This window comes from Pseudomonas caspiana, assembly GCF_040224095.2.
In the GTDB taxonomy this organism is placed as follows: Bacteria; Pseudomonadota; Gammaproteobacteria; order Pseudomonadales; family Pseudomonadaceae; genus Aquipseudomonas; species Aquipseudomonas caspiana.
This window is the reverse complement of the sequence record NZ_CP167995.1, coordinates 1,708,839-1,720,509: the sequence shown is the minus strand read 5'-3', so window position 1 is coordinate 1,720,509 and position 11,671 is coordinate 1,708,839. Positions and strand designations below refer to the sequence as shown.

Annotated in this window: 15 protein-coding genes; 5 read left to right on the top strand and 10 right to left on the bottom strand. The window is 55.0% G+C overall.

Annotated elements, in window-relative coordinates:
* Window positions 1-5 precede the first annotated feature (5 nt).
* A complete protein-coding gene (locus ABRP31_RS07780; protein ID WP_372489428.1) occupies window positions 6-197 on the top strand; it encodes a hypothetical protein in 192 nt (63 codons plus the stop codon).
* Here ABRP31_RS07780 and ABRP31_RS07775 read toward each other — a convergent pair whose 3' ends face one another.
* From ABRP31_RS07775 to ABRP31_RS07740, 8 genes are all read right to left on the bottom strand, one after another.
* Window positions 198-482 carry a flagellar basal body rod C-terminal domain-containing protein gene (locus ABRP31_RS07775; RefSeq protein WP_372489342.1) on the bottom strand — a complete coding sequence of 95 codons (285 nt, stop codon included), beginning with the start codon at window positions 480-482 and terminating at the stop codon, window positions 198-200. It abuts the gene before it with no gap.
* Between the two features lie 121 nt (window positions 483-603).
* Window positions 604-1,959, bottom strand: a complete 1,356-nt coding sequence (gene flgE / locus ABRP31_RS07770; protein ID WP_349971839.1) for a flagellar hook protein FlgE — start codon at window positions 1,957-1,959, stop codon at window positions 604-606.
* Between the two features lie 28 nt (window positions 1,960-1,987).
* Window positions 1,988-2,668 (bottom strand): flagellar hook assembly protein FlgD, encoded by a 681-nt coding sequence (locus tag ABRP31_RS07765; protein WP_349971838.1) that lies wholly within the window; start codon window positions 2,666-2,668, stop codon window positions 1,988-1,990.
* 14 nt (window positions 2,669-2,682) lie between these two features.
* On the bottom strand, window positions 2,683-3,123 hold the full coding sequence (gene flgC, locus ABRP31_RS07760) for a flagellar basal body rod protein FlgC (protein ID WP_087273143.1): 441 nt from the start codon (window positions 3,121-3,123) through the stop codon (window positions 2,683-2,685).
* 3 nt (window positions 3,124-3,126) lie between these two features.
* On the bottom strand, window positions 3,127-3,534 hold the full coding sequence (gene flgB / locus ABRP31_RS07755; RefSeq protein WP_087273141.1) for a flagellar basal body rod protein FlgB: 408 nt from the start codon (window positions 3,532-3,534) through the stop codon (window positions 3,127-3,129).
* Complete coding sequence (locus ABRP31_RS07750) at window positions 3,531-3,776, bottom strand: hypothetical protein (protein WP_349971837.1); 246 nt, start codon at window positions 3,774-3,776, stop codon at window positions 3,531-3,533. Before ABRP31_RS07750 ends, flgB begins: the two co-directional genes overlap by 4 nt.
* A 161-nt stretch (window positions 3,777-3,937) precedes the next feature.
* Entirely contained in the window at window positions 3,938-4,765 is an 828-nt protein-coding gene (gene cheR / locus ABRP31_RS07745) for a protein-glutamate O-methyltransferase CheR (protein ID WP_167384390.1), read from the bottom strand.
* Between the two features lie 44 nt (window positions 4,766-4,809).
* Complete coding sequence (locus tag ABRP31_RS07740) at window positions 4,810-5,742, bottom strand: chemotaxis protein CheV (RefSeq protein WP_087273137.1); 933 nt, start codon at window positions 5,740-5,742, stop codon at window positions 4,810-4,812.
* Window positions 5,743-5,821: 79 nt separating this feature from the next.
* Between ABRP31_RS07740 and flgA the strand changes: the two genes are divergently transcribed.
* The 4 genes from flgA to ABRP31_RS07720 all read left to right on the top strand — a co-directional run bounded on the left by flgA (window position 5,822) and on the right by ABRP31_RS07720 (window position 8,413).
* On the top strand, window positions 5,822-6,580 hold the full coding sequence (flgA, locus tag ABRP31_RS07735) for a flagellar basal body P-ring formation chaperone FlgA (protein WP_349971836.1): 759 nt from the start codon (window positions 5,822-5,824) through the stop codon (window positions 6,578-6,580).
* A 172-nt stretch (window positions 6,581-6,752) separates the two neighbouring features.
* Window positions 6,753-7,070, top strand: coding sequence for a flagellar biosynthesis anti-sigma factor FlgM (gene flgM, locus ABRP31_RS07730; RefSeq protein WP_087273131.1), 318 nt, complete (start codon window positions 6,753-6,755; stop codon window positions 7,068-7,070).
* Between the two features lie 49 nt (window positions 7,071-7,119).
* Entirely contained in the window at window positions 7,120-7,584 is a 465-nt protein-coding gene (locus ABRP31_RS07725) for a flagella synthesis protein FlgN (RefSeq protein WP_087273128.1), read from the top strand.
* Window positions 7,585-7,666: 82 nt separating this feature from the next.
* Window positions 7,667-8,413 (top strand): flagellar brake protein, encoded by a 747-nt coding sequence (locus ABRP31_RS07720; RefSeq protein ID WP_087273232.1) that lies wholly within the window; start codon window positions 7,667-7,669, stop codon window positions 8,411-8,413.
* A gap of 244 nt (window positions 8,414-8,657) precedes the next feature.
* Here the strand turns inward: ABRP31_RS07720 and ABRP31_RS07715 are convergent, their stop codons facing one another.
* Complete coding sequence (locus tag ABRP31_RS07715) at window positions 8,658-10,028, bottom strand: MFS transporter (protein ID WP_349971835.1); 1,371 nt, start codon at window positions 10,026-10,028, stop codon at window positions 8,658-8,660.
* A 54-nt stretch (window positions 10,029-10,082) separates the two neighbouring features.
* Window positions 10,083-11,324, bottom strand: a complete 1,242-nt coding sequence (locus ABRP31_RS07710; RefSeq protein ID WP_349971863.1) for a glutamine synthetase family protein — start codon at window positions 11,322-11,324, stop codon at window positions 10,083-10,085.
* Between the last annotated feature and the right edge of the window lie 347 nt (window positions 11,325-11,671).

Below are 11,671 nucleotides of genomic sequence, written 5' to 3'. Positions count from 1 at the left end.
CCGACATGAAAAATCATGCAGGTTTTGCCCTGATCATTGCTGCAATCCTTGCGATGACCACAAACGTCACCCAAGCCAAGAACGCCCGCTATTACAAATGGCAAGGCGCAGAACGCGTCGTTTGCGCGCAAACCAGCCCCGGCAAGGGCTGGAAACGACTTAATGGCTCCTTTATCAAGTCAGACTGCTCGATCTGATCAGGTCGACTGAATCAACGTCTGCATCAACGTCACTTCGGTGGAAATCGCCTTCGGGTTGGCCTGATAGGCTGCTTGCGCCTGAATCAACGCGATCAACTCGTCAGCCAGCGTGACATTGCAATCGTCCATCGCCCCTCCGACAATCCCGCCCAGACAATCCGCGCCCGGCGTATCGTAATCCGCCGCGCCTGAAGCAACGGGTCGGGTCCAGCGAGCATTACCGGTATCGGTTTTTAGTGAGGAAGTTTTTATTCTCACACCATTGTGCGTGGAAATTTCCATAGTAAGTGCGTGACCAACCCTCACTTCAAGACGCGCTGTAGGGCCACCTTTTATTATTTAAACGCCCATAAAAAAGCCCCTTCGAAAAGGGGCCTTTGTGCAGCTTAAACAGCGACTCTCATCAAGCCATCTGGATAGTGGTCTGCATGATGGTGCTCTGGGTCGAGATGGTCTTGGCGTTTGCCTGATAGTTGCTCTGCGCCTTGATCAGGTTTACCAGCTCCATGGTCAGGTCGACGTTGGAGTCTTCCAGCGCCTGCCCGGTGATATCACCCAGAGTGCCCGACTGAGGAGCGCCAGTTACCGCCACACCCGAAGCGAAGGTTTCACGCCAGTTAGTACCGCCCGCAGGGGACAGACCTTGAACGTTAGCGAAGTTGGTCAAGGAAACCTGACCAATCACTTTCGACTGACCGTTGGTGTAGGTCGCGAACATGTTGCCGGTAGCATCAACGTTCATCGAGCTGATCTGGCCAGTTGCATAGCCATTCTGGCTCTTGGTAATCGCACCAGACACCGATGCCGTTTGAGTGGTCGCCAACATATCCAGCTCAATACCGCCCGTTGCAGCGACAGCACCATTCCCAACCCAGTTCGGAACAGTTGCGGTACCCGTGTTGAGAGCCGGCTTCCAGTTATTGATCTGGAGCGTGCCGTCAGCATTGACCGAAACGTTGGCCAGCGCTGGCGGGACAGGTATTGGCGACTTCACTGTCGAACTGGTCAGCTTCCCGGCGGAGTCGAAGGTCAATGTAGTCACATCAGGAGTTACCACATCCGGGCTGGTGGTTTCCGGACTATCAATAGTACGACCGTCAATCAGGGTATACATGTCCCAGGTATTGGTGCCAGTCTTCACGAAATACTGGTTCAGCGAATGCTCATTACCTTGAGAGTCATACACCGGCGTGCTGAACGTGCTGTTGTAAGACTTGGTATTGGACGGGCTGAAAGGGCTGACAGTAGGAGCCACTTCGGTAGAGTTCAGGTTCGACGCAATCGTCACATTGTTAGTCGGGTTAGGTGCCAGGTTGGAAGAGTCGACACGCAGGTTCGACAAAACACCCGTCACGACGTTGCCGTTGGCATCTACGTTGTAACCTTGCAGGTTCATACCCGAACTGTTGACGATAAAGCCTTCTTTGTCGGTATGGAATGCTCCAGCACGGGTATACAGACTTTCGCCGTTGTTGCTGAGCATGAAGAAACCATTACCGTTGATCGCCAGGTCCAGGCTGTTCGCGGTACCGGTAGTCAAGGTGCCCTGCGTGAACTGCTGGGAAACCGCAGCAGTTCTTACGCCGCTGCCGACGTTGGTATTGCCGGAAGTACCACGAATGGATTGCGCGTATTGGTCGGCAAACTCCACACGGGAAGCTTTGAAACCCGTGGTCGCAACGTTGGCAATGTTGTTGCCTGCCACGTCGAGGCTTTTATTTGCTGCGTAGAGCCCACTAAGACCGGTATTGAATGACATGTAACACTCCTTCGCCGTCGAGTCGGCTCTAAATTCCGATTGTTTTTACTTGGGACAGACCGATACTTTGGCCGCCGGCCAGATTGAGTACCATTTCTGCACCGTTAACGCCGGTCGTTACGCTATTGACCGTTGCAGGGAGGTAAGTCGCCAGCGAGGTGGGCTTGCCTTCCAGAGAACCGTTAGCCACAAAGCTGTAGTTACCTGCAGCCACTTTTTCACCGGCATCATTGGTGCCGTCCCAGGTGAAACTTGCATTACCGGCAGACTGAGTCCCCATATCAATGGTCTTGACCAGGTTCAGCTGAGGGTCATAAATCTTCACAGTTGTAACGGAGCTGGCCGACGGCACAACAACCGAGCCAGTCATGCCCTTGGTCGTATCGACCGAGGTCGAACCGGCATTGACGATGACCGAACGCCCGACCAGCGAAGACGCCTGCAGTGCTTGCGACGACTGGTAGAGGCCAGCAATGCTGTCAACCGTCGTGGTCAGGTTCTGCATGCTTTCCAGACTACTGAACTGTGCCAACTGAGCAACGAACTCACCGTTGTCCTGCGGCTCCAGCGGGTTCTGGTTCTTCATCTGCGTAACCAGCAACTGCAAGAAAGCATCTTTGCCCAGCGCGTCATTCTTCGACGAAGAAGACGCCGCAGGGTTTTGCAACCCATTTATAAACTTCGTTGATACATCGTTTTCAACGGCCATTTATTCGCCCCTTATCACTGACCGAGGGTCAGAACCTTCTGCATCATGGATTTGGCGGTGTTCATAATTTCCGCGTTGGTCTGGAACGAACGGCTGGCAGAAATCATGTCGGCCATTTCTTCAACGACATTCACGTTCGGGTAGTACACGTAGCCATTGCCGTCAGCAGACGGGTGATTGGGCTCGTAGCGCGCTTCAAGGTTGGAAGCATCTTCGATGATGCCGTTGACCTGTACGCCCTGCCCGGCTTCACCCTGCTCTTGAAACAAGGAACCGCCACCCTGTTGGCTTTGCTGGAAAACCGTCGCGAACACCGGGTGACGGGCGCGATAGGTTTGATCCATGCTCGAAGACACGGTTTCGGCGTTGGCGATGTTACTGGCAGTGGTGTTCAACCGAGTGGTCTGAGCACTCATGCCGCTACCGGCAATATTGAAGACGTTAGCTAGAGACATGAATTACTCTCCGCGAAGGGCTGCAACCAGCCCCTTGAATTTACTGTTGAGCAGGGTGAAGCTGGCCTGGAAACCTACGGAGTTCTCCGCGTAGTTGGCGCCTTCAACCTGAGCGTCGACGGTGTTCTGATCCAGCGACGGCGCAGACGGCGTGCGGTACATCAACGTACCGTCTGTGTTGCCCAGACCTTCAGCTTCGATATGACGGCTATTGGTCATGTTCAGGCCAAACTTGCCGTTTTTTGCCTTGTCGCTCTCAGCGGCCAGCACGGACGAGAAGTCCAGATCACGAGCCTTGTAATTAGGCGTATCGGCGTTGGTGATGTTGTTGGCGAGCACTTCGGCACGCTGAGCGCGGAAGCTCAGTGCCTTTTCGTGAATGCCTAGCGCTTTATCGAAGCTGATGCTCATTTCGGGAAACCTTTACCGGTTGACCAGATTTTCTTGATAGAGACATAGCAATCAGCGTGCCAATCTTTGAAAAGCCCATTTTCAAAGGGCTGCGAGACTGAGAGGCAGGCGTGATGCCAGAAAAGCGGCAAGCCATTTCCGCCGAAAGCGGCATAAGCGGCAAGGTGAGTGCCGTAAAGTTGCCAGTTGCCGGGGTATGCCTGCGATTTGCGCTTTAGCCACATCGACGCCTTCGCGGGCAAGCCTCGCTCCAACAGTCGCTATCCGCTGGAGCGAGGCTCGCCCGCGAAGGCAATGGAACAGCTAGCAAATCAAAATCTGGCACATCCAGGCGCACCGCGTCACTGCAGGGTAAAAACAAAAAAGAGACCCGAAGGTCTCTTTTTCTGAACAGCAAAGAAGCTTATTTGGCCTGGTAAATAATGCCCGGGCTGCATTGCACCATCTGGTAATGGTCCGGCAAACCGTTCAACGCCTCGGAAGCACCGAGGAATAAATAGCCACCCGGCTTGAGCGTGCCGTGAATGCGCAGCAGGATGTCCTTCTTCACTTCAGCCGAGAAGTAGATCAGCACGTTGCGGCAAAAGACGATGTCGAACTTGCCCAGGCTTGCGTAGCTGTCCAGCAGGTTAAAGGCGCGGAACTCGACCCGACTCTTGATCGGAGCCTTTACGACCCACTTTCCCGGCCCCTTGACGTCGAAATAACGTTGCAACCGGTCCGGAGACAGCCCCCTGCCGATTGCCAGGCTATCGTACTCGCCCGACTTGCAGTTGGTGAGCATCAAGCCTGACAGATCAGTGGCAACAATTTGCGCTCCGGACTTGAGCTGACCAGGATTGCTGCGCTCGAACTCATCGATAGTCATCGACAGCGAGTACGGCTCCTGCCCCGAAGAGCAGGCGGCCGACCAGATGCGCAAACGCTGACCAGGGGCCGCCTTGATCGCCTCTGGCAACACCTTGTTCTTCATCACTTCGAACGGATAGGTGTCGCGAAACCACAAGGTCTCGTTGGTCGTCATCGCATCCACCACCTGCTCACGCAAACCGCTGCGTGGCTGAGACTGAATCCGCTGAATCAACTCCCCCAGAGTTTTGATGCCTTGCTGTTCCATCAACTTGTTGAGGCGACTGGAAACCAGGTATTGCTTGTTTTCACCCAAAAGGATGCCACAGGCTTTTTCCAAAAATACCCGGAACTGCTCGAAATCCAAATTACCCGTAGCCAAAATGCCGCCTCTCAAATCATGTAAAACCACCAGGAACGACGCCCCTAGCTGATGTCTGCTGCCTTGATTCTGTCCACGACTCGCGCTGCCAGGTCGTCAGGCCGGAATTTGGCAAGGAAGTCATCCGCGCCAACCTTCTTCACCATAGCCTGATTGAACACACCTGACAGGGATGTATGCAAAACGATGTGCAATTTCTGCATCCGGGGATCGTTACGGATCTCGGAAGTCAACGTGTAGCCATCCATTTCCGGCATCTCGATGTCGGAAATCATCATTAAAAACTCTTCTTCAGGTTTTTTGCCCTCAGCGACCAGCTGCTTCAGATACTCCAAAGCCTGACGACCGTCGTTAAGCGCTACGACCTCCACACCTACGGTCTGCAGGCAACGGCTGACCTGCTTGCGCGCCACCGAAGAGTCATCGACTGTCAGTACCCGCAAGGAAATAGCCTTGTGGTGCGTCTCTTCGTCAATAACGCCAATGGAAACCGACTCCGACATAGGCGCTACTTCGGCGAGAATCTTCTCGACGTCGATAATTTCCACCAACTGGTTGTCGACACGCGTCACCGCCGTGAGGTAGTGATCGCGGCCAGTGCCCTTGGGTGGCGGATGGATCTCTTCCCAGTTCATGTTCACGATGCGCTCAACCGAGTCCACCAGAAAGCCCTGAACCTTGGTGTTGTACTCAGTGATGATCACGAACGCGTTATCAATCGACATCTGCCCTGGCAAACCGGTTGCCATGGCCAGATCGAGAATAGGAATCGTGCCGCCACGAATATTCGCCACACCGCGTACGATCCGACTCGATTTGGGCATTATGGTGAGCTTGGGGCATTGCAGCACCTCTTTCACCTTGAAGACGTTGATCCCATAAAGCTGTTTTCCGTTCAGACGGAACAACAACAGCTCAAGGCGATTCTGTCCAACCAGCTGCGTGCGCTGGTTCACTGAATCCATTACACCGGCCATGCTCCGACTCCCCTATCAAAGTAACCATCGCCACAGCACCCGATCAGGTAAGCGGCACGGGCCTTGCTTTTTATACGTCATGAATGCAAAAACGACAATTTCCCGACACACGATTTCAATGAACCGCAGCCTGCTCTGTTCGTTGGCCTTGCTGTGCCTGTCCACCCTGGTCAATTTCGGCCGGGCGGACAGTTTCACAATGCCTGAACAGCTTATCGGCGTCACTCAGGGGTTTCTTGAATTCACAGTCGAAGAGTATTTAGCGACCGCCCAGATCGAAGGTCGCTATGAAATTGAAGTGCGCCAGCTAGACCCGCGCATGCGCATGCCTTTTTGCGACAAGGAATTGACAGCGAGCCTGGAGAGCCCACGCCCCGTAGGCCGGGTCTCAACCCGCGTACGCTGCGATGGCTCGTCACCGTGGACGGTGTTCGTGCCCGCCCAGGTACGCCTGTTTCGCAACGTTGTGACTGCCATTCGCCCGCTCAAGCGCGATGAAATCATTACCGAGCAGGATATCGCCATGCGCGAGCGAGATATCGGCCTGTTGGGTCAGGGCTTTTTATCCTCGGAAGATCAGGCGATAGGACAGAAAATTCTCCGACCAATGGTCATCGATCAGATCATTGCTCCCAATTTTCTGGAACAGCCGCAGATGGTGCGCAAAGGCGACCAAGTGGTGATTACTGCGCGAAGCGGCTCCATTGCTGTACGGATGCCTGGAGAAGCGCTCTCCGACGGGACTTTCAACGAGCAAATACGGGTGCGTAACCTCAATTCAAAACGAATTATAAAGGCCAATATTACGGGCCCTGGACAGGTGGAGGCACCTATGTGATCCGATAGAACGCTGGCGTCAAACGCTTGTTTTTCCTAGACTGCGAAACAACGTCTGAGGTTTGGGGTCCATTTTCTGCGTATACGCAAATGGATTTCACTTAGCAGGCTAAAGTTTTTCTGCATTTGGTCGAAACCATGGCAAGCGTCCAAACACCAGAGGAGTTTCTATCATGGTCATCGACTTCAACCGACTTAACGGCGGCACAGCAGTAAGCGGCGCAACCCGTACCGGTAGCGCCAAAGAAGCAGGCAAGACAGATGCAACGGTTGCGACCGCCGCATCAGAAAAAACCAGCAGCACCGGCGAATCCGTAAAGCTGAGCAGTGAGGCTCAACAGTTGCAAAAGATCACTGATAAGTTGGGCGACCTGCCAACCGTCAACAGCGCCCGCGTGGCAGAGTTGAAACAGGCAATCGCCGATGGCAGCTATCAAGTGGACAGCAAGCGCGTAGCCAGCAAGCTGCTTAATTTCGAAGCCCAGCGCTAGCCCCATGCTCGCGCTGGATCTTCTGGACGCTTAAAAACCAGAGCATGCGATGCAAGACACTACTTTGCTCCAACTGATGATCGACGACATGGTTCCTGCCCAGCAATTGCTGGAAATTCTGCAGGCCGAATCTCTCGCCCTCCACGGCCGCGACATGGTCGAAATGGAGCATGTGCTTGCCAAAAAGCATGCATTGGTGATTTTACTCGAGCAACATGGCCGCAAGCGCAGCCAGATTCTCAGCGGGTTGGGATTAAGTCAGGATCGTCAGGGCCTCAGCACACTCGCCGAAAATTCGTCTGTGGGCGAGCAGTTGATGAAGGCTGGAGACGAGTTGAGTGCACTGATCAGTCAGTGCCAGCTTCTGAACACTCAAAACGGCAGTTCAATCCAGATGCAGCAGGCCTCTACTGCGCATCAATTACGGATACTGACCGGCGATATGCCGACGCTGTATGACAGCCGGGGATCGACATCGGGGCGTGCAAAACCACGTCCGTTAAGCCAAGCGTAGTTTTCTGTATCAAGGCGCTCTGCATGCTGGCAAAATGCCTGCCATTGCGTTGCTGTCGTATTTTGCCTGGAGATGGAAAAAAGTGAATGGCTCAAGCGCGGAAGATGCTCCGCAGCCTCCGAAGGTACTGAATACGCCTTTGGAAATTGCCGCCAACTTGCGGCTGCTACTTGAAAGTCATGATCCTCTGATCATTACTTTTCATGAGCGCACACAGCGCTTTCAAACTTATCTGATCGAGGTTGATCGCGAGAGCGATGTCATCGCCCTCGATGAGATGATCCCGCGCGATGGCGAAAAATTCCTGGCCAATGGCGAACCGTACCGCATCGAAGGCTTCCACGATGGCGTGCGTATCGCCTGGGAAAGCACTCAGCAGATGACGATCCACGAAGTCAATGGCGAGCGCTTCTACCGCGGCCCCCTGCCAACAGAAGTCATCTACCATCAACGTCGCAATGCGTTTCGTGCGGCACTGAAGCTGGCTCAACTGGTCAGCATCGAGATGGGCGGCGATCGGCTCAAATTCCCGCTAAGCGGCAAATTGCTGGATATCTCGGCGACTGGCTGCAAGCTTCGTTTTGAAGGCGATGTTTCAGAGCGTATGCAACTGGGTCAGGTATACGAGCGCTTTGTCGCTCAGTTGCCATTTGGCACCATGACTGCCCCCGTTGAATTACGTTATCTGCATTTCGAAGAAAGGGTCAACACTACGTTTGCCGGGATTCGCTTTCACAATATGAGCGGATTGGTGCAGCGCCAGGTTGAACGCTTCGTGTACCAACTGCAGCGTGAAGCGCGTCGCTTCGACAAAGACGACTTCTTCTGACAGCGATTTCAAGCTGCTAAAAAGGCGATTGCGCGGTGAGCGTAATCGCCTTTTTTGTTTATACGAATCTATTTATCAAGGCTTGCCTCTGTAGGAGCGCACGAGCAACGCGAGGCTGCGATGGCGGCAGGTCAGATATACCGCCATCGCGGCCTCGCGTTGCTCGTGCGCTCCTACAGAAAACACATTTCAATTCAGTCAAAAGAGCCTGGCTTGCTCGCGATCGCGATGATGCAGGGCAATCCTAAGGCCGATTGATCTCTTCGTCTTTCACATCCACCACAGCCTCGTCTTGCGCCCTGGGCTCAATCGGCGGTTCAACTTCAACCTCTGGCTCAACTACAGGTTCAACCGTGGTCTGCATCTGATCCTGAACCACCTGCTCGTCAACCCGCGGATCGAGCGCAACCACCAGCGGCGAACTGGACATGCTGTCCGGCATCGCCACGTGATGAAGCGGCGCATCGTCCACCTGGTGCAAGTGAGTCACAGCCTTAGGCCGGATCAGAAGCACCAACGCCAGCGACGTCAGGCACACGAACGCATAGAGCATGTTGGCCCCGAACGTTTTCATCAGAGCACCAGCGGCCAGCGGGCCGATACTTGCGCCAATACCGAAGGTCATCAATAACATGGCCGTCAGCGAGACCCGGCGCTCGCCCTCAACGTGGTCATTGGCAAAAGCGACGGCAAGCGGATAAAGGCTGAACTGGACCAGCGATACAACGAAGCCCACTACAAACAACACTTCCAGCGGCATGCTTGGCAGCAACGCCAGTGGCAACGCCGCCAAGGCCAGAACCCCGGCAAACGCCCGCATCAATTGCGCACGATCATAGCGGTCTGACAGCAAGCCGAGCGGCCACTGCACCAACAGGCCAGCCATGATGCAAAACCCCATGAACATACCGACATGCTCGGTAGACAGCCCCTGCTCCGCCGCATACAGCGGTGCCAAACCGTAGAAGGCGCCGACAATCAGTCCAGAGCCCAGCACAGTGGTCAACGATTGCGGCACCCTGCTGATAAAAAACCGCGGCTCCAGCGGTGCCGGATGCAGTGGCGCCGGGTGAATGCTGCGCGTCATGGCCACAGGCACAAGACACAAGGCAAAGCACATGGCGACCAGCATCAACAACTCAGGCCCTAATCCTGGGTGAACGACCAGGATCATCTGCCCCAGGACCAACCCCAGGTAAGAGGCAATCATGTAGCCGCTGAACACCATGCCGCGCTGCTTGGCAGCAGCCTGCTCGTTCAGCCAGCTCTCGACCACCATGTATTGGCACATCATTCCGAGGCCGACAATCATCCGCAGAAACAGCCACGCCGGCAGCCAGTCAATCAGACCCAGCCCCAGCACGGCCGCGCCGACAATCCCCGCACAGGTTGCATAGGCACGAATGTGCCCGACACGACCGATCAGACGGTGCCCGACTTTGCCACCCAGCACCAGGCCCACATAGTTGGCGGCCATCAACGCACCGATCCACAGACCGTCAACCTGATCGGCGGACAATCGCAAGGCAAGGTACGTACTCAGAAGACCGGAGCCGGTCAACATCATCAGGGAGGCGAAATACAGACCCTGAAAGGACTTCCAGATTTGGCGCATCGACTTTCCAAAAATTAGGAGCCGTCAGAAGGGACAGCTCCTGAAACACGATTCTTAAGCCTGGGCAGCCAGAATGCGCCGTTCCCAGGGGGTGATTTCATCAAAGAAACTGGTCAGCTCCAGAGTCTTCGATGCGATGTAGCCTTCGATGAACTCAACGCCAAACAGTTCCTTGGCCAACTGACTGCGTTTCAGACGCTCCAGAGCGGCATGCAAGGTACATGGCAATGACAATTCATCCGGCACATGGATATCTCCTTGAGTCGCAGGCGTCGGCTCCAGTTGCTGCTCAATGCCATGCAGCCCCGCGGCAAGACTCGCGGCTATCGCCAGATAAGGATTGGCGTCAGCACCCGGCAAACGGTTCTCGACGCGTCTGGCCACCGGTTCACTGGCGGGAATGCGCAACCCCGCAGATCGATTGTCATGGGACCAGCAGGCATTATTCGGCGACGCGAAAGGATGGCACAGGCGCTGATACGAATTCACATTCGGCGCAAACAGTGCGGTGAAGTCAGCCATGCAAACTTGCTGACCGGCAATAAAATGCCGGAACAGCGCGGTCGGTTCGCCCTGCTCGTCGCTGAACACGTTCGCGCCTGTCACGCAATCAACAACGCTCTGGTGGATATGCATCGAACTGCCTGCCGTTTGCGCCAATGGCTTGGCCATGCATACCACAATCAAACCGTGCTTGAGCGCAACTTCCTTGAGCAGGTGCTTGAAGAGAAACGTCTGGTCGGCCAGCAGCAACGGATCGCCGTGGAGCAGATTGATCTCGAACTGGCTGACGCCCATTTCATGCATGAAGGTGTCGCGGGGTAAACCCAGCGCCGCCATGCATTTATACACTTCGCTGAAGAACGGCCGTAAACCGTTGTTGGAGCTGACACTGAAGGCCGAGTGCCCGTCTTCACGACGCCCATCAAGACCGCTGGGAGGCTGAAATGGCTTGCCCGGATCAGGATTCGGCGCGAAGACGAAAAACTCCAGCTCGGTCGCCACCACCGGTGCCAGTCCACGCTCGGCATAGCGGGCAATAACCGCTTTGAGCTGTGCGCGGGTCGACAGGTTGCATGCCCCGCCGCTTAGCTCCTCGGTATCGCAGATCGCTAACGCGCGGGGCTCGACACTCCACGGCAAACGATGAATCTGTTGCGCATCGGGGACCATTGCCACGTCACCGTCATCGCTCCCGTAAAAACGCGACGGCGGGTAGCCGCCCATGATGCATTGCAGCAGCACCCCACGCGCCATCTGCAAACGGCGCCCTTCGAGGAAGCCTGCTGCAGTCATAACCTTGCCGCGTGGCACTCCATTCAAATCCGGAGTGACGCATTCGATTTCATCTATGCCCGTCAGCTGTTGCGCGAGATGGGCGTCATAGCCAGTCATCAGTCAATCCTTGAACCGTCAGATCGCCTGCTGGCGAGCTGTACAAAATACGCATCGGCTGTTCAGGATTTCAAGCATCGGATGAAAAAATCTGACCGATCCAGTCAGCGTCCCGACATTTGCCCAACCACTCCCCGACCACCCCCCAATATTGGCCGATTTTTTGCTTTGTTCAACCTGGATTCTTTGGCTGCCATTTTTATGTCAAAGAGCAGGGCCGGAAGATTCGATCGCTGCACTGCCGAGAC